Raw genomic sequence first — 16,828 nt, forward strand, 5'->3', positions numbered from 1 at the left:
ACGCTACTGCGGTGACGCGCATACGCTGGACCCGTGCCAAAGACGAACAAGGCGAAGCCGGGCAAAGCCAGACGCGCCAAGAAGCAGCATGAGCAGATTCCGCCCGACGAGAAGGGGCTGGACTTCGCGCGGTCCTGGGTCGAATTCCCTGATCCGGCCGACGAGGACCAGGTCTTCCGGTGCGATCTGACCTGGCTCACCTCTCGCTGGACCTGTGTCTTCGGCAGCGGCTGCCAGGGCATCGAGGCGGGCCGCGCCGACGACGGCTGCTGCACGCTGGGGGCGCACTTCTCCGACGAGGACGACGAGAAGCGGGTCGCGGGGCACGTGAAACGGCTCACGCCGGAGCTGTGGCAGTTCCACGACGTGGGAGCGGACAGCGGCTGGGTGGAGACGGACGACGACGGCGCGCGCAAGACGCGCCGCTGGGACGGCTCGTGCGTCTTCCAGAACCGGCCCGGTTTCGCCGGCGGCGCGGGCTGCGCGCTGCACATCCTGGCGCTGCGGGAGGACCGCGAGCCGCTGGAGACGAAGCCCGACGTCTGCTGGCAGCTGCCGGTGCGGCGTACGTACGACTGGATCGAGCGGCCCGACGAGTCGCGGGTGCTCCAGGTGACGATCGGCGAGTACGACCGGCGGGGCTGGGGCCCCGGCGGGCACGACCTGCACTGGTGGTGCACATCGGCGACGTCGGCGCACGGGGCGGGCGAGCCCGTGTACCGGACGTACGCGCCCGAGCTGACGGAGCTGATGGGCAAGGCCGGGTACGACACGCTGGTCGAGCTCTGCGAGGCACGGCTGGCGAGCGCGCTGCCGCTCGTCGCCCCGCACCCGGCGGACCCGGTGCCGGCGCCCGCGCCCCCGGCCTGACGGCGGAGGACGGCGGCACGCCCGCTCACGGAGACGCGGGCGGCGTGTCCGCATCGCCCGAACCGCCCGAGCCACCCGGGTCCGGCGGACCGGACGGGTCTCCGGGCGGGCTCGGGTCGCCGGAGCCTGGCGGCGGATCCGTCGGATCGGTCGGGTCCGTCGGGTCGCCCGTGCCGGGCGGCGGATCGGTGGGGTCGGTCGGACCCGGATCGGTCGGTCCGCCCGGGTCGCTCGGGCCGGGGCCGCCCGTGCCCGGCGGCGGCGAGGACGGCGGGCGCGTCGGCCTGCCGGGACCGGGCCCCTGACCGTGACCGTGGCCGGGGTCCCACGAGGACGGCGGCCTGGCACCGTAACCGCTGATCGCCACCACCGAGCCCACGGGGCTCAGCCCGATACGGGCGCGCCACGGTCCTGACGGCTCGCGCGCGTGGTCCACGTGGACGTGGACGGTGACGGACCTGCCGGGGGCGAGCGTGCCGGACGTACGGCTCAGCCGCAGCCAGGACGCGCTGGTCCAGGCCGACCACGAGACGGGCTCGCCGCCGGTCGCGGTGAGCGTGATCCTCGTACGGTCGCCGCTCGACTCGGCCGTGACCGCGAGCCGTCCCGAACCCGCTCCGGGGGTGCCGGACGGGCCGCCCGTGCCGTCGCTGATGACCTCGACGGAGACGTCGGGGTCCTTACCGCCGCGGGCGAAGGGGTCACCGGGCCGGTCCTGGGCGTTGCCCGCGTTCTCATAGGTGTCGTACGGGTCGGCGCCGTGCGCGCCGCGCCGCTCGGCGTCACCGGCGCTGACCGACGTCCCGCCGTGGCCCTCCCCGGTCGGCGGCGCGCCCCGGTACGCCGCCCAGAGGGCGAACACGGGCGCCGCGACGACGGTCGCCACGACGGTGGTCGTGACGGCCCGCGCGCGCAGCCGGTCGCGGCGGGCGGCGCGGTCCTTGGGGTCCATGGGGAAGCCGTTGCGGCCGAAGCGCGGGGTGGTGGCACGCGCGCGCGGGGTGTTCGTCATGGCGGTGTACGCCGCGGACCGGGGGGCCTCGACGAGCGGCAGGACGGCCGGGGACGCGGCCCAGGAGGGCACGCCCGACGAGGTGGGCCGGGCGGCGCGGGTGGCGGCGGCCGAGCCGGGCCAGGGGCCCGCGGCCTCGGCGCGCTCGGCGGCGCGGCGGCAGCGCGGGCAGTCGTCCACGTGCCGGACCAGCTCGCGGCGGAGCGCGGCCGAGAGAAGGACCTGGTCGTCGCCGGTGAGCTGGGCGACGGCCGGGCAGTTGCCCGTCTCCACGACGGCGAGCGCGGCCCTGGTGCGCTCGACCTCGCAGGCGGCGGAGTTGAGCAGTTCGCGCGCGGGCAGCTGCTCCATGGACAGGACGGCGGCGACGTCGCGCGCGCCGAGCCCGTGGCGTACGGCCAGTTCGAGCGCTTCGCGCTGTTCGGGTGTCGTACCGGCGGCCTCGGGCCAGGCCAGCATGGCGAGTTCACGCCGACGGCGCGCGGCGACCTCCGGTGGCAAGGCGGAGTCCTTGTGCCCGCCCTCGGCCGGGTCCGGCCCGCGACGGCCGGTGTGCGCCCCCGGGCGGCTCGCGCGCTGCTCACCGAGCCGGCGCAGACAGGCCCACCGGGCGAGCGAGTAGAGCCAGGCCCCGCGCTCCCCCTCGCCCGCCGGGCAACGCCCGTAGTGGCGCTCGGAGATGGCCAGGACCTGGCCGAGCACCTCGGTCGCCGCGTCGTGGTCGCACAGCACGGAGAGGCAGTACGTGAACAGCCCGTCCAGATACGGCTCGTACCGCACGGGCGGGCGGTGGGTGGCCGGCGCGTTCGTATCCGGGCGGTCTGCGCCCGGCGTGTGCGTACCCGATCGGGGCACGCGACGGGGCGCACGGTGTGCGCCGGTGGTGTGCGCGGGGGGCTCCAGTCTGCTGCTCGTCACCCACCGACGGTAGACAGGGGAGCGCACGACCTTCCCGACGCTTGCCTACTTTTAATCCGTACGGATGAAAAGTCCGCCATACCCGTATCTTCCGCGCCAACGGGTCCCGGCCCGCCCCGCCGACGGGTGAAGTGACCTCCGCGGCAAGGGTTGTCAGTGGTCGCCTATACGGTGGCGCCATGGCTGTCGCCCGTACCAAATCCGCCAAGGACCGGCCGTCCTACCGCTGCACCGACTGCGGCTGGACGACCGTCAAGTGGCTCGGCCGCTGCCCCGAATGCCAGGCCTGGGGCACGGTCGAGGAGTTCGGCGCGCCCGCCGTACGGACGACTGCGGCGGGACGGGTCAGCACCCCGGCCGTCCCGATCGGCCAGGTCGACGGCCGGACGGCCACGGCACGCTCGACGGGCGTGGACGAGCTGGACCGCGTCCTCGGCGGCGGTCTCGTGCCGGGAGCCGTCGTGCTGGTGGCCGGCGAGCCGGGCGTGGGCAAGTCCACGCTGCTCCTGGACGTCGCGGCGAAGGCGGCCGACTCAGAGCACCGCACGCTCTATGTCACCGGCGAGGAGTCGGCGAGCCAGGTACGGCTGCGCGCGGACCGCATCAAAGCCATTGACGACCATCTCTATCTCGCCGCCGAGACGGATCTCTCCGCCGTCCTCGGGCATCTCGACGCGGTCAAGCCGTCGCTGCTCATCCTGGACTCCGTACAGACGGTGGCATCGCCCGAGATCGACGGGGCGCCCGGCGGCATGGCCCAGGTCCGGGAGGTGGCGGGCGCGCTCATCCGGGTCTCCAAGGAACGGGGCATGTCCACCCTGCTCGTCGGCCATGTCACCAAGGACGGCGCGATCGCGGGTCCGCGGCTGCTGGAGCACCTGGTGGACGTCGTGCTCTCCTTCGAAGGCGACCGGCACGCGCGGCTGCGGCTCGTGCGGGGCGTCAAGAACCGGTACGGGACGACGGACGAGGTCGGCTGCTTCGAACTGCACGACGAAGGCATCACGGGTCTCGCCGATCCCTCCGGCCTCTTCCTCACCCGCCGTGACGAGCCGGTCCCCGGCACCTGCCTCACGGTCACCCTCGAAGGCCGCCGCCCGCTCGTCGCCGAGGTGCAGGCGCTGACGGTCGACTCCCAGATCCCGTCCCCCCGGCGCACCACCTCGGGCCTGGAGACCTCCCGCGTCTCGATGATGCTGGCCGTTCTGGAGCAGCGCGGCCGGATCAGCGCGCTCGGCAAGCGCGACATCTACAGCGCGACGGTCGGCGGTGTGAAGCTCTCGGAGCCGGCCGCGGACCTGGCGGTCGCCCTCGCCCTGGCATCGGCGGCGAGCGACACCCCGCTGCCGAAGAACCTCGTCGCGATCGGCGAGGTGGGTCTCGCGGGCGAGGTCAGAAGGGTGACGGGCGTCCAGCGCAGACTGGCCGAGGCGCACCGGCTCGGTTTCACACACGCCCTCGTCCCGACCGATCCCGGGAAGGTCCCGGCCGGTATGAAGGTCACAGAAGTGGCCGACATGGGGGCGGCTCTCAGCGTGCTTCCGCGCCGGGGTCGCCCGGACGCCCCACGGGACGGCAAGGACCGCCGGTAGACTTTGCCCTGGTCTCGCCCATCCGTACGAGCCGGAGGAGTGCAGTGGCAGCCAACGACCGGGCAGCAGCACCCGGAAAGTCCGGTGGTGGCTCCGGTGGATCCGGCACCGAAGCGCTGATGCGCGCCTCACTGAGCGCCGTGGCGCCCGGCATGGCGCTGCGTGACGGCCTGGAGCGGATCCTCCGGGGGAACACCGGCGGTCTCATCGTCCTGGGCATGGACAAGACCGTCGAGGCGATGTGCACGGGCGGCTTCGTGCTGGACGTGGAATTCACCGCGACGAGGCTCCGAGAGCTGTGCAAGCTCGACGGCGCGCTCATCCTCGACAAAGACATCACCAAAATTCTGCGGGCCGGTGTCCAGCTCGTCCCCGACGCCTCCATCCCGACCGAGGAGACCGGCACCCGCCACCGCACGGCGGACCGGGTCTCCAAGCAGTGCGGGTTCCCCGTCATCTCGGTGTCGCAGTCGATGCGGCTGATCGCGCTGTACGTGGACGGGGAGCGCCGGGTTCTTGAGGAGTCGGCCGCGATCCTGTCGCGTGCCAATCAGGCGCTCGCGACCCTGGAGCGGTACAAGCTCCGGCTGGACGAGGTCGCCGGCACGCTCTCCGCGCTGGAGATCGAGGACCTGGTGACGGTCCGGGACGTGTCGGCGGTCTCGCAGCGTCTGGAGATGGTGCGCAGGATCGCCACGGAGATCGCGGAGTACGTGGTCGAGCTGGGCACCGACGGGCGGCTTCTCGCCCTCCAGCTGGACGAGTTGATCGCGGGCGTCGAGCCCGAGCGTGAGCTCGTCGTACGGGACTATGTGCCCGAGCCGACCGCGAAGCGGTCCCGTACGGTCGCCGAGGCGATGACCGAGCTGGACTCGCTCTCCCACACCGAGCTGCTGGAACTGCCCGTCGTCGCACGGGCGTTGGGTCACAGCGGATCGCCCGAGACGCTCGACTCGGCGGTCTCGCCGCGCGGGTACCGGCTGCTGGCCAAGGTGCCGCGGCTGCCGGGCGCGATCATCGAGCGGCTGGTCGAGCACTTCGGCGGGCTGCAGAAGCTGCTGGCGGCGAGTGTGGACGATCTCCAGACGGTGGACGGGGTGGGCGAGGCGCGGGCGCGCAGCGTGCGCGAGGGCCTGTCGCGGCTGGCGGAGTCGTCCATCCTGGAGCGGTACGTCTGACGTACGGGCGACGGCCCGCGTACGCCTCCGTGCACCCGCTCACGCCTCCGGACACCTGCGTACGTACGAAGGCGGGCGGCCGGCCCGGTCCACTCAGTCCTTGTCCAGCCTGATGGACGTCTGGCCCTGCTTGACGGTGGCGCCGGACGCCGCCGCCTCGACCAGGTAGGTGCCGGGCTCGGCCTTGCCGGGCGGCGGTGTGGCGCACTGCGGGACGCTCTGCGTGAGGTCCCAGACGACTGTCCGCGTGACCGTGCCGCCCGCGGGCACCTTCAGCAGCAACTGGCCGATCTTGGGGCAGTCCTTGGAGGACCAGATCTCGTCGCTCTCGGAGTTGGTGACGGTCAGCACCACGGACCTGGGCCCGAGGTCCGCCTTGCAGTCCTTGCCCGAACCGTTGGTGGCCACGAGCCTGAACGAGGGCTTCTCACCCGGCTCGTAGGCGACCTTGCGGCTCTCCAGCCTCAGAGTCAGCGCGCTCGGGGCGCAGTTGGGGAGACTCGATCCGACCGGCACCTGCTCGCCGGTGGTGCTGCCGCCCGCGCCGTCACCACCACTGCCACCGCTGCCCGCATCGCCGCCACTTCCCGCGGCGCCGCCCGAACCGCCCGTACCGGCACCGCCGTTGTCGCCACCGGCGCCGCCGTCGGCGCCCGAGCCCGCGTCCGTACCACCGCTGCCGGGGTCGTCGCTTCCGCCGGGGTCGCCCGACTCGTCGCGCCCGCCCGGCTGTTCACTTATCGCGGGGCCGGATCCGGACGGTCCAGGGGTGATCGAGGGAGGGGGAGCCTCGCCGTTCGCACTGTCGTCGCGCTTCTTTCCGCCGTCGTCACCACCGGAGGTGACGACCCATACGACGAGCAACGCGAGCAGCGCGACCAGAGTCGCCGCTAGTGCCCTCCGTCGCCAGTAGATGGAGGAGGGAAGCGGCCCGACCGGATTGCGCATAGATCCCACGGCGCAACTCTACGAGAGTTCTTGGCCAACTCCCGCCCCACATGGCGCTGGTCTCGCAAGTTTTACGGATCATCATCATGCAACGGACGCCCGAGAGGCCCCACTTACCCCTTTCATCAGGGGTTCGGCTGCCGGTGGCGAGATGCGCGAGCGGTAGGTCGAAGGGTACGGTCCGTGACCATGGACCCCTCCGTCACCAGCGGCCTTTACCGCGACATTACCGATCTCGCCCATCAATCGCCGTCCTGGGTACGGCACTTCGTCGAGATCGGGACGGAGGCCGTGATCGTGATCCTGGGAGTTCTGTTCCTCGCCGGCTGGTGGCGTACGCGGTCCGGAGACTCACGGGCCATGGCCAGAGCGGTAGTTGGGCCCCTCGCGACCGCCCTCGCGTACGTGAGCAGCGAATTGGCCAAGAGCGCCATCCAGGAGGAGCGGCCGTGCCGCGCGGTCGCGGGCGCGGCCACGTCGCTGGCGACCTGCCCGCCGGTCGGCGACTGGTCCTTCCCCAGCAACCACTCGACCATCGCCGCCGCCTCGGCGGTCGCGCTCGCCATCGCATGGCGGAGGATCGCGTTCCTGACGCTCCCGCTGGCGCTGTTCGCCGCCTTCTCCCGGGTCTTCGTCGGTGTGCACTATCCGCACGACGTGGCCGTGGGGCTGCTGCTCGGCGGGCTGGTGGCGACGCTCGTGGTCCTCGCGCTGACGCGGCCCGCGCGGGTGCTGATCGAGACGATGCGGACGAGCCGTACGGGGCTGGTGGTCTGGTTCGCGGGGCCGGGACCGCGCGCCCCTCGGCTCACGGGGCAGGCCGGTGGAGAGGTCACCGGTGGTCGCGGCCCGCTCCCGGATCACGGCGCGGGGGACCGGGCCGGAAGCGGGGCGGGCGAGGACTCCGGCGCGCTCGGCCGACAGAGGGAACGGCCCCAGTCGCGCTTCTGAGTACACCCGGTTCATACGCCGTCCACACACGGTTCACCCCCGGTCGGCCGGTACCGTTCGGCTCCCGACGCGCCCCCTTCGCGCCCCCGTCACCACCCCTCAACGCCCGGCGCACACCGGGCGGCTGCACGGCCCCCAGGACCGAACGTGCCAGGATCGGTCCTGTCATGACTGCGACTCCAGCGACTTCCGCGACCACGGCGCCGGCCATCGCCCCGGCCACCCTTCACGACCCCGTCATCGCGTGGTTCGACGCGCACGCCCGCGACCTGCCCTGGCGCCGACCCGAAACGGGCGCCTGGGGTGTGATGGTCAGCGAGTTCATGCTCCAGCAGACCCCGGTCGCCCGGGTGCTCCCGGTGTACGAACAGTGGCTCGCGCGCTGGCCACGCCCCGCCGACCTGGCCGCCGATGCGCCCGGCGAAGCGGTACGCGCCTGGGGCAGACTCGGCTATCCGCGCCGGGCCCTCCGGCTGCACGGGGCGGCCCTGGCGATAACGGAGCGGTTCGGCGGCGACGTACCGCGCGAGCACAGCCAGTTGCTCGCGCTGCCCGGGATCGGCGAGTACACGGCCGCGGCTGTGGCCTCGTTCGCGTACGGACAGCGGTACGCCGTCCTCGACACGAACGTACGGCGCGTCTTCGCGCGCGCCGCCGCCGGAATCCAGTACCCGCCGAACGCGACGACCGCCGCCGAACGCAAACTGGCCCGCGCGCTGCTGCCCGCCGACGAGTCGACGGCCGCCCGCTGGGCCGCCGCCTCCATGGAACTCGGCGCGCTCGTGTGTACCTCGAAGAACGAGGACTGCGCACGGTGCCCGATCGCCTCGCAGTGCGCCTGGCGGCTGGCCGGCAAACCGGTGCACCAGGGTCCGGCCCGGCGCGGGCAGACGTACGCGGGCACGGACCGGCAGGTGCGCGGGAAGCTGCTCGCCGTGCTGCGCGAGGCGGTGGCGCCGGTGCCCCTCGCGGTGCTCGACGCCGTGTGGGAGGAACCGGTGCAGCGGGCCAGGGCGCTGGACGGGCTGGTGGCCGACGGGCTGGTCGAACCGATGGCGGACGATCTGTACCGGCTGCCGCTGACCTGACCTGACCTGACTCGGCTTGGCCTCACCGGCCTCACCGGCCTGACCGCGCCGTCCGGCCCTCGTACCACCGCGCGACCGACCTGGCACCATCCCATCCCGCCATCCCATCCCGCCGCCTCGGCCGGCCCCACCGGGCCGGCCGTTCGTCTGTGCCGCCGTTCGCCCCTTCCATCCCCGCCGTTACACAACCGATGGATGTCCGTGCGCCCGCCGACGGCTGGCGCGCACGGCCTCGTGACAACCCCTCCGTAACTTCTGGAACGTCAGTGAAGAACACGGCAGCGCGGTACACGGTGCAGTTCACGGGGTGGGAGGCGGTTTTCATGTCGCACGGCGAGGTGCTCGAATTCGAGGAGTACGTACGCACCCGGCAGGAGGCACTGCTGCGCAGTGCCCGGCGGCTGGTCCCCGACCCCGTCGACGCCCAGGACCTGCTCCAGACCGCCCTGGCCCGTACGTTCGGCCGCTGGGACGGCATCGCCGACAAGTCGCTCGCCGACGCCTATCTGCGCCGCGTCATGATCAATACGCGTACGGAGTGGTGGCGGGCGCGCAGGCTCGAAGAGGTGCCGACCGAGCAGCTGCCCGAGCCCTGCGTCGAGGACGGCGCCGAGCAGCGCGCCGACCGCGCCCTGCTCATCGACATCCTCGGGGTCCTGGCGCCGAAGCAGCGCAGCGTGGTGGTGCTGCGGCACTGGGAGCAGATGAGTACGGAGGAGACGGCGGCGGCACTCGGAATGTCTACCGGTACCGTGAAGAGCACGCTGCACCGGGCGCTCGCCAGACTCCGCGAGGAGCTGGAGGCCCGGGAGCTGGAGCGCCGCGACGCGGAGCGCCGGACGACGCCGGGGATCCGGGGGCCCGAACGCCGCACGCCGCGCGCCCGCGCTCCGCAGCGTGCCGGTTATCGTCGCGACGGACGGGGGCAGGAGCGGTGCGCGGCCTGAGGCGCGACGGAGAGAGCACACCTGCCCCGAGAACGACCCGCCGTGCGGCGGACGACCGGCGCACGGACGACTGGGCATCGGATGCGGACGGACGGTCCGCGGACGGGCGCAGCGCGGACGGCCCCGCGGCCGACGACGCGTCTCCGCCGGGCCTGTTCCCGAAGACGGTGACGCTGACAGCGACGACCGCCACCGGCGGTGTGGCGCTGGCGGCGCTCATCGGCTTCGGCCTGTTCGTCATCGGCTGCTCCACGAGCGCGTCCGGCACCAGGGACGAGGGCGCCGCGTCCGTCGCCACGGCCGAGCCCTTCGCGACGCCGACCTCGGAGCCCTCCGCCCTGCCCGCCCAGAACATCGACCCGGTGGCGCTGCTGCGGCGGGACCCCAAGGTGAGCGGACAGGTCAAGGCCGACCTCAAGCCGTGCGCCAGGGACGCGTACCCGGTGGACACCTCGTACGGGAATCTGACCGGCGGCACCGCACCCGATGTGGTTATCAACGTGATGACCTGCGACGACGCCGTGGGGCTCGGGACGTACGTCTACCGTGAGTCCGACCGGCGCTACGAGAACGTCTTCGTCGCCGAGGAACCCGCCGTCTACGCCACGATCGACCGTGGTGAGCTGGTGCTCACCCGCCAGGTGTACGCGAAGGGCGACCCGGTCTCGTATCCGTCCGGCGAGGACGTCGTGACCTACACCTGGGCCGATACGCGGTTCGCCGAGCGCTACCGGGTGCGCAACAACTACAGCCGAGCGGTCGGCAACGGCCCGGCGGTCGCCCCCGCGCCGCCCACGACCAGCGACAACGACGACTGAGAGAGCTGAGAGCTGTCGGATGGTGGAGACCCATGTCCTTTTCGTCGAGGACGACGACGTCATCCGCGAGGCCACCCAACTCGCGCTGGAGCGCGACGGCTTCGTGGTGACGGCCATGCCGGACGGCCTCTCGGGGCTGGAGGCCTTCCGGGCCGACCGGCCGGACATCGCGCTGCTCGATGTGATGGTGCCCGGCCTGGACGGGGTGAGTCTGTGCCGCCGGATCAGGGACGAGTCGACGGTGCCGGTGATCATGCTGTCGGCGCGCGCCGACTCGATCGACGTGGTGCTGGGCCTGGAGGCGGGGGCCGACGACTACGTGACCAAGCCCTTCGACGGCGCGGTGCTGGTCGCCCGTATCCGTGCCGTGCTGCGCCGCTTCGGGCACGCGGGCGGACCCGCCGGGGAGCACGGCGGGCAGGAGCAGCCGGACGAGGGCGGCGCCCGGTCCTTCGGCGATCTGGAGATCGACACGGAGGGCATGGAGGTGCGCAAAGGGGGCGAGCCCGTCGCGCTGACACCGACGGAGATGCGGCTGCTGATCGAGTTCTCGGCCGCGCCGGGCACCGTCCTGTCCCGTGACAAGCTGCTCGAACGCGTCTGGGACTACGGCTGGGGCGGTGACACACGGGTGGTGGACGTCCATGTGCAGCGGCTGCGTACGAAAATCGGACAGGACAGGATCGAGACGGTCCGCGGCTTCGGCTACAAACTCAAGGCATGAAGCGGCTCGCCCTGCGCACCGGAGTCCGGTGGAAGATCAGCATCGCGATCGCGGCGGTCGGCGCGCTCACCGCGATGGCGCTGAGCCTTGTTGTGCACAACGCGGCGCAGGTCTCGATGCTCGACAACGCGCGTGAGGTACAGCTGGAGCGGCTGCTCTTCGCGCAGCGTATGTACGAATCGAGCCATGAGCTGAAGTTCGGTACGAAGCTGAACGACCCCGCGCTCCCCGACGACCTGCGGGAGAAGGCGCAGCAGGGCAGGAGGGCCACCTATGTCCATGACTCGGCGGACGGGACGCCGGACGTCTGGGCGGCGATACCGCTGGAGAACGGTGTGCTCTCCCTGCACAGCAAGTTCGCCGACCGCTCCGTGACGATCATGAAGGATCTCGACCGGGCCCTGCTGATCGGTTCGGTCTGTGTGGTCGTGGGCGGCTGTGCGCTGGGGGTGCTGATCGGCGGCCAACTCTCGCGCCGGCTGCGCAAGGCGGCGGACGCCGCGAGCAAGGTCGCCCAGGGCAATACGGACGTGCGGGTACGGGAGGCGGTCGGCGGAGTCGTACGGGACGAGACCGACGAGCTGGCCCGCGCGGTCGACGCCCTGACCGACGCGCTGCACGAACGCATCGAGGCCGAGCGCCGGGTCACCGCCGACATCGCGCACGAACTCCGCACGCCGGTGACAGGCCTACTCACGGCAGCCGAGCTGCTGCCCCCCGGCCGCCCGACGGAGCTGGTCAGGGACCGCGCGCAGGCCATGCGGACGCTGGTCGAGGACGTGCTCGAAGTCGCCAGGCTCGACAGCGCCTCGGAGCGCGCCGAACTCCAGGAGGTGGCACTCGGCGAGTTCGTCAGCAGGCGGGTGGCCCTGCTCGATCCCGATGTGCGGATCCACGTCATGCACGAGTCCTGGGTGAACACCGATCCACGCCGGTTGGAGCGCATTCTCGGCAATCTCCTGGCCAACGCGGCCAAGCACGGCGGCACCCCGGTCGAAGTGACCGTCGAGGGCCGCGTGGTGCGCGTACGCGACCACGGCCCCGGCTTCCCCGACGCGCTGCTGCGCGAGGGGCCGAGCCGCTTCCGTACGGGCGCGAGCGACCGCGCGGGCCATGGCCACGGTCTCGGTCTGACCATCGCCGCCGGTCAGGCACGCGTCCTCGGGGCTCGGCTGACCTTCCGGAACGCGGCGCCGGAGAGTCTGACGCCGGCCCCGGACGAGACGGGCGGCGCGATCGCGGTCCTCTGGCTCCCCGAGCACGCCCCGACGACGACCGGCAGCTTCCCGATGATCAAACTCCCGGAGTGAGTGACGGCCCGGAAAGGCACGGCCCGCTCGCACGCCGGTCGGCGCCCCTTGCCTCCGAGGGCTACGCCCATTCCTTCTCCAGGTCGAGGTCACCCTCCTTGGCCTGGGTGAACGAGAACCAGTTCCCCGAGTCGTCCCGGAATATCGCCTCGGTGCCGTAGGGACGCTCCTGTGGCTCCTGGAGGAATTCCACGCCCCGCGCTTTCAGCTTCTCGTAGTCCCCGTGGACATCGTCCGTGGCCAGCACGCCCGCGCCGAGCATGCCCTTGCCGATGAGCGTCTTGAGCGCGGCGGCGGACTCCTCGTCCATCGCGTGCCCGCCCGGGAGCATCAGGGTCAGCACCACGTCCGGCTGGTCCTTGGCCCCGACCGTCAGCCAGCGCATCCCTCCCTCCCCCAAGGTCATGTCCGTACGGACCTCGAGGCCGAGCTTGTCGACGTAGAACTCCTTGGCCCGGTCCTGGTCGAGCACCCAGACGGTGGAGATGGCAAGACCCTTGATCATGACGCGCTCCTCGGAGAGATGTGCCGTAGACGGGCCGCCCACCGACCCGGTGCTTCTGTATCCACCGTAGGCACCGGGACCATCAGCGGGCTTCTCCAGAATTGCTGTCCTCACCGGGCCTGTCCGGCGCGGGCGTCCTGGCCGCACCGGCGTCCCTGGGCGGGAAGCCACCGGCCCAGAGCAGCGCGTAACACCCCGGTATGAGCGCGGCCCCGCGCCCCGCGTGCTTCGCGCGATACGCGCTGGGGCTGCTGCCGGTCTGCTCCTTGAAGCGCTTGGAGAAGGTGCCGAGACTGCTGAAGCCCACGAGGACGCAGATCTCGGTGACGGTGAGATTCGCCGAGCGCAGCAGTTCCTCCGCGCGCTCTATGCGCCTGCGGGAGAGATAGCGGCCGGGCGTCTGCCCGTACACCGCCTTGAAAGCACGCACGAAGTGATACCGCGAATACCCGGCGTGGGCGGCGACCGCGTCGAGATCGAGCGGCTCCGCCCAGTCGCGGTCCATGGCGTCCTTGGCCGTACGCAGCTGCCGCAGGTGCGTGAGGGGCACCTGCGGCGGCTGACCTGCTTTTTCGCTGTCCACGTCTTCGATGCTGGCACGCCCCGCTGACAACGGCCCCCCGCCGTCCACAGCGTGCCCGTGCGGTCCTATGAGCGGACCGGCCTCAGGGGCGGGGGCCTGGCCTAGGGCGTGTTTTAGAAGTAGCGTCGTCCGCCCATCGGGCGGGGCCCACGGCGTCTGGTGCGTGCGATCGCAAGGCGGAGGATCAGCCCCGTAGATGGACCGGACGTACTTGGATGACTCCGACAACGCAGCGAGCGCGCGTGCCAGGCGTCGTGGGCCAGACGGGACTTCTCAAACACGCCCTAAGCGGACTGCGGGACCTTGCCCCCCTCTGACGCCGCCGCGCCCTCGCCGGGCTCGCCCGCCTTCTGGGGGCCCGCGCCCCGCAGCGGGACCTCCTTGACGAAGAACGCCGCGAGGAAGCCGATCACCGCGACCGAACCGGCCAGCAGGAAGGCCACATGCGTACCGGACGACACCGCGATCTGGTACGCCTCACGCGCCGCGTCCGGCAGCTTGGCCAGGCTCGCCGCGTCGAGCTGCGCGGACTGCTGCGTCACCGCGTCACCACCGCGCGCCGCCATCTCCTCCTGCACCTTGCTGGTGAACAGCGCGCCCATGATCGCGACGCCGAAGGAGCTGCCGAGCGTACGGAAGAGGGTGGTCGAGGACGAGGCGACGCCCATGTCCTCCGGCTCGGCGCTGTTCTGCGCCACCAGCATCGTGATCTGCATCAGGAAGCCCATACCGGCGCCGAGGACGGCCATGTAGATGCCGGAGGTGAGCCGCGAGGTCTCGGTGTCCATCTGCGCGAGCAGGAAGAGCCCGGCGACCATCAGGGCGCCGCCCGCGATCGGGAAGATCTTGTACTTGCCGGTGCTGGTGGTGATCCGGCCCGCGAACAGCGAGACGACCATCATCGACAGCAGCATCGGCAGCAGGAGCAGCCCGGAGTTGGTCGCCGATGCGCCCTGCACGGACTGCTGGTAGAGCGGCAGGAAGAGGACGGCTCCGAACATCACGAAGCCGGTCAGGAAGCCGATCACCTGCATCAGGCTGAAGTTGCGGTTACGGAAGATGTGCAGCGGCATGATCGGCTCGGGCGCCTTGGTCTGCACGTAGACGAACGAGCCGAGGGTGACCACGCCGATGGCGATCAGCTCCATGATCACCGCGGAACTCCAGGCGTACTCCGTACCGCCCCAGGTGGTGACCAGCACGATCGAGGTGATGCCGACCGTCAGCAGGGCGGCGCCGAGATAGTCGACCTTCTGCTTCGTCCGCTTCACCGCGGGCAGGTGCAGCACGGTCACGATCATCGCGAGGGCGACGGCGCCGAGCGGCAGGTTGATGTAGAAGCTCCAGCGCCAGCCGAGGTGGTCGGTGATGGTGCCGCCCACCAGCGGTCCGCCGATCATGGCGAGGGCCATCACGCCGGCCATCATGCCCTGGTACTTGCCGCGCTCACGGGGCGGGATGAGGTCACCGATGATCGCCATGACGCCGACCATGAGTCCGCCGGCGCCCAGGCCCTGGATCGCGCGGAAGCCGATGAGCTGGCCCATGTCCTGGGCCATGCCGCTGAGCGCGGACCCGATGAGGAAGATGACGATGGAGAGCAGGAAGATGTTCTTCCGCCCGTACATGTCGCCGACCTTCCCCCAGATCGGGGTCGAGGCCGCGGTGGCGAGGGTGTAGGCGGTGACCACCCAGGACAGGTGCTCCAGACCGCCCAGCTCGCCGACGATCGTCGGCATCGCGGTGCCGACGATCATGTTGTCCAGCATGGCGAGCAGCATCGCGATCATGAGCGCGAGCAGTACCACTCTCACGCTGCGCGGCTGTGGCTCAGCCTTCTTCTGTTCCGACCCCACCGCGTCGAGCGACATGGCCCCCACTCCCCTGATTCCTGGTCTGTTCCGTGCTTCTGGATGCGCCTCACCACTTACTTGCCGACCGGCAAGCTAAGTACACTGGGGAAAGTAGACCTGTCACTTGCCGGTCGTCAAGTAAGTAATTTTCGGGAGAGCATTCATGGGCAGCACAGCGCAGCCGCGTCGGGGCGACACCCGTCAGCGCATCCAGGACGTAGCGCTGGGACTCTTCGCCGAGCAGGGCTACGAGAAGACCTCGCTGCGTGAGATCGCCGAGCATCTGGATGTGACCAAGGCCGCGCTCTACTACCACTTCAAGACCAAGGAAGACATCGTGGTCAGCCTCTTCGAGGATCTGGCCCGGCCGATCGACGACCTGATCACCTGGGGTGAGACACAGCCCGCGACCCTGGACGTGAAGAAGGAGATCCTACGGCGCTACAGCGACGCGCTCGGCGCCGCCGCGCCCCTGTTCCGCTTCATTCAGGAGAACCAGGCGACGATGCGCGACCTGAGCGTGGGAGAGACCTTCAAGAGCCGCATGCTGCGGCTGATGGAACTGCTGAAGCAGCCCGACGCCTCGATGTCCGACCACGTGCGCTGCTTCACCGCGATCTTCACCATGCACGCCGGCATGCTCGCCCTCAGGGACGTCGAAGGCGACCCCGAGGAGAAGCGTGCAGCCATCCTTGAGGTCGCCATCGATCTGCTGGTGCAGGCACACGGCGGCGTCACACAGTGACGTCGGCCGAGCGCAGGAAGGTCAGCGGGTTGACCGCACTGCCGTAGTTCGGGGTCGTACGGATCTCGAAGTGCAGGTGCGGGCCGCTCGAATTGCCGGTGTTGCCGGAGAGCGCGATGCTCTCGCCCTTGTCGACCTTCTGGCCGACGTGCACCTTCACCTTGGACAGGTGGGCGTACTGCGAGTACTTCGCGTTCTTCGTGCCGTGCTTGACGACTATCGCGTTGCCGTACGCGGGACCGTCACCGGCACCGTTGGGTCCGGCCTTGACGACGACGCCGTCGTGCGCGGCCTTCACGTTCGTGCCGATCGGGACGGCGAAGTCCTGACCGGAGTGCTTGTTGGCCCACCTGCCGCCACCGATGCCGTACGAGGCGCTCAGCTCGTACTTGGAGACGGGCTTGCCCCAGGTGGGCGACTTCTTGGGCTTCTCCTTCGCCTTCTCGGCGGCCTTGGAGACGTTCTTCTTCTCGGCGTGGCTGGACTGCTTGTCGACGGCCGTCGCGGCCGACGTGCGGGTGGCACCGTCGTCGCCGCTGCTGTTCGCGGCGAACGCGACCCCCGCTCCGAGCGCCGTCGTCACTCCGAGTCCGGCGGCCAGGATGGCGGCACGGGTACGGAGCGTGGACTGGCGGGGCGTGGTGCGCTGCGACATTGAGAAACCTCCGGGCATCAATGGACCCGGCGCTCAGAGCACCGGGGGCTGGCTTGCCATCCCTTGGTAACCCGACCGCCCATCACACCCCAAACCACCCATCTACGACATGTCGTCGTAGCCGCCACACC

At 71.0% G+C, this 16,828-nt stretch carries 16 protein-coding genes; 10 read left to right on the forward strand and 6 right to left on the reverse strand.

Going from position 1 to position 16,828, the window contains the following annotated elements; all coding sequences use genetic code 11:
• Window positions 1–33: 33 nt before the first annotated feature.
• Entirely contained in the window at window positions 34–870 is an 837-nt protein-coding gene (locus OIE74_RS15940) for a hypothetical protein (protein WP_329383584.1), read from the forward strand.
• 25 nt (window positions 871–895) lie between these two features.
• On the opposite strand, the gene OIE74_RS15945 is transcribed toward OIE74_RS15940, so the two are convergent.
• Window positions 896–2,800 carry a BACON domain-containing protein gene (locus OIE74_RS15945; RefSeq protein WP_329383587.1) on the reverse strand — a complete coding sequence of 635 codons (1,905 nt, stop codon included), beginning with the start codon at window positions 2,798–2,800 and terminating at the stop codon, window positions 896–898.
• 179 nt (window positions 2,801–2,979) lie between these two features.
• Between OIE74_RS15945 and radA the strand changes: the two genes are divergently transcribed.
• On the forward strand, window positions 2,980–4,392 hold the full coding sequence (radA, locus tag OIE74_RS15950) for a DNA repair protein RadA (RefSeq protein ID WP_329383590.1): 1,413 nt from the start codon (window positions 2,980–2,982) through the stop codon (window positions 4,390–4,392).
• A 44-nt stretch (window positions 4,393–4,436) separates the two neighbouring features.
• On the forward strand, window positions 4,437–5,570 hold the full coding sequence (disA, locus tag OIE74_RS15955) for a DNA integrity scanning diadenylate cyclase DisA (RefSeq protein ID WP_329383594.1): 1,134 nt from the start codon (window positions 4,437–4,439) through the stop codon (window positions 5,568–5,570).
• Between the two features lie 93 nt (window positions 5,571–5,663).
• Here the strand turns inward: disA and OIE74_RS15960 are convergent, their stop codons facing one another.
• The gene (locus OIE74_RS15960) at window positions 5,664–6,518 is read right to left on the reverse strand and encodes a hypothetical protein (RefSeq protein WP_443076353.1); all 855 of its coding nucleotides are present in this window, start codon (window positions 6,516–6,518) and stop codon (window positions 5,664–5,666) included.
• Window positions 6,519–6,707: 189 nt separating this feature from the next.
• Here OIE74_RS15960 and OIE74_RS15965 point away from each other — a divergent pair, with 189 nt between their 5' ends.
• The 6 genes from OIE74_RS15965 to cseC all read left to right on the forward strand — a co-directional run bounded on the left by OIE74_RS15965 (window position 6,708) and on the right by cseC (window position 12,356).
• Complete coding sequence (locus OIE74_RS15965) at window positions 6,708–7,469, forward strand: phosphatase PAP2 family protein (protein ID WP_329392317.1); 762 nt, start codon at window positions 6,708–6,710, stop codon at window positions 7,467–7,469.
• A 167-nt stretch (window positions 7,470–7,636) separates the two neighbouring features.
• Window positions 7,637–8,557: an A/G-specific adenine glycosylase gene (locus tag OIE74_RS15970; protein ID WP_329383599.1), complete on the forward strand. Its 921-nt coding sequence runs from the start codon at window positions 7,637–7,639 to the stop codon at window positions 8,555–8,557.
• A gap of 323 nt (window positions 8,558–8,880) precedes the next feature.
• Complete coding sequence (locus OIE74_RS15975) at window positions 8,881–9,504, forward strand: SigE family RNA polymerase sigma factor (RefSeq protein WP_329392318.1); 624 nt, start codon at window positions 8,881–8,883, stop codon at window positions 9,502–9,504.
• Between the two features lie 152 nt (window positions 9,505–9,656).
• Window positions 9,657–10,322, forward strand: coding sequence for a hypothetical protein (locus tag OIE74_RS15980; protein ID WP_443076354.1), 666 nt, complete (start codon window positions 9,657–9,659; stop codon window positions 10,320–10,322).
• 19 nt (window positions 10,323–10,341) lie between these two features.
• Window positions 10,342–11,046: a two-component system response regulator CseB gene (cseB, locus tag OIE74_RS15985; protein WP_329383602.1), complete on the forward strand. Its 705-nt coding sequence runs from the start codon at window positions 10,342–10,344 to the stop codon at window positions 11,044–11,046.
• Window positions 11,043–12,356 carry a two-component system sensor histidine kinase CseC gene (gene cseC, locus OIE74_RS15990; protein ID WP_329383604.1) on the forward strand — a complete coding sequence of 438 codons (1,314 nt, stop codon included), beginning with the start codon at window positions 11,043–11,045 and terminating at the stop codon, window positions 12,354–12,356. Before cseB ends, cseC begins: the two co-directional genes overlap by 4 nt.
• Window positions 12,357–12,417: 61 nt before the next feature.
• On the opposite strand, the gene OIE74_RS15995 is transcribed toward cseC, so the two are convergent.
• From OIE74_RS15995 to OIE74_RS16005, 3 genes are all read right to left on the reverse strand, one after another.
• Window positions 12,418–12,861, reverse strand: a complete 444-nt coding sequence (locus tag OIE74_RS15995) for a VOC family protein (protein WP_329383607.1) — start codon at window positions 12,859–12,861, stop codon at window positions 12,418–12,420.
• Between the two features lie 82 nt (window positions 12,862–12,943).
• The gene (locus tag OIE74_RS16000; protein ID WP_329392320.1) at window positions 12,944–13,366 is read right to left on the reverse strand and encodes a helix-turn-helix transcriptional regulator; all 423 of its coding nucleotides are present in this window, start codon (window positions 13,364–13,366) and stop codon (window positions 12,944–12,946) included.
• Between the two features lie 362 nt (window positions 13,367–13,728).
• Window positions 13,729–15,315 carry an MDR family MFS transporter gene (locus tag OIE74_RS16005; protein ID WP_329383610.1) on the reverse strand — a complete coding sequence of 529 codons (1,587 nt, stop codon included), beginning with the start codon at window positions 15,313–15,315 and terminating at the stop codon, window positions 13,729–13,731.
• A gap of 145 nt (window positions 15,316–15,460) precedes the next feature.
• Between OIE74_RS16005 and OIE74_RS16010 the strand changes: the two genes are divergently transcribed.
• Window positions 15,461–16,042: a TetR/AcrR family transcriptional regulator gene (locus OIE74_RS16010; protein ID WP_329383612.1), complete on the forward strand. Its 582-nt coding sequence runs from the start codon at window positions 15,461–15,463 to the stop codon at window positions 16,040–16,042.
• On the opposite strand, the gene OIE74_RS16015 is transcribed toward OIE74_RS16010, so the two are convergent.
• Window positions 16,032–16,697 (reverse strand): M23 family metallopeptidase, encoded by a 666-nt coding sequence (locus tag OIE74_RS16015; protein WP_329383615.1) that lies wholly within the window; start codon window positions 16,695–16,697, stop codon window positions 16,032–16,034. The genes OIE74_RS16010 and OIE74_RS16015 overlap by 11 nt on opposite strands.
• Window positions 16,698–16,828 lie beyond the last annotated feature (131 nt).

Source organism: Streptomyces sp. NBC_01716, from assembly GCF_036248275.1.
Taxonomy (GTDB): domain Bacteria; phylum Actinomycetota; class Actinomycetes; order Streptomycetales; family Streptomycetaceae; genus Streptomyces.

Excerpts from the sequence above, each read along its gene's own strand:
- cseB (WP_329383602.1), top strand. The coding sequence starts at position 10,342 with ATGGTGGAGACCCATGTCCTTTTCGTCGAGGACGACGACGTCATCCGC.
- OIE74_RS15995 (WP_329383607.1), bottom strand. The coding sequence starts at position 12,861 with ATGATCAAGGGTCTTGCCATCTCCACCGTCTGGGTGCTCGACCAGGAC.
- OIE74_RS16015 (WP_329383615.1), bottom strand. The coding sequence starts at position 16,697 with ATGTCGCAGCGCACCACGCCCCGCCAGTCCACGCTCCGTACCCGTGCC.
- radA (WP_329383590.1), top strand. The coding sequence starts at position 2,980 with ATGGCTGTCGCCCGTACCAAATCCGCCAAGGACCGGCCGTCCTACCGC.
- OIE74_RS15970 (WP_329383599.1), top strand. The coding sequence starts at position 7,637 with ATGACTGCGACTCCAGCGACTTCCGCGACCACGGCGCCGGCCATCGCC.
- OIE74_RS16010 (WP_329383612.1), top strand. The coding sequence starts at position 15,461 with ATGGGCAGCACAGCGCAGCCGCGTCGGGGCGACACCCGTCAGCGCATC.
- cseC (WP_329383604.1), top strand. The coding sequence starts at position 11,043 with ATGAAGCGGCTCGCCCTGCGCACCGGAGTCCGGTGGAAGATCAGCATC.
- OIE74_RS16000 (WP_329392320.1), bottom strand. The coding sequence starts at position 13,366 with ATGGACCGCGACTGGGCGGAGCCGCTCGATCTCGACGCGGTCGCCGCC.
- OIE74_RS15965 (WP_329392317.1), top strand. The coding sequence starts at position 6,708 with ATGGACCCCTCCGTCACCAGCGGCCTTTACCGCGACATTACCGATCTC.
- OIE74_RS15975 (WP_329392318.1), top strand. The coding sequence starts at position 8,881 with ATGTCGCACGGCGAGGTGCTCGAATTCGAGGAGTACGTACGCACCCGG.
- OIE74_RS16005 (WP_329383610.1), bottom strand. The coding sequence starts at position 15,315 with ATGTCGCTCGACGCGGTGGGGTCGGAACAGAAGAAGGCTGAGCCACAG.
- OIE74_RS15960 (WP_443076353.1), bottom strand. The coding sequence starts at position 6,518 with ATGCGCAATCCGGTCGGGCCGCTTCCCTCCTCCATCTACTGGCGACGG.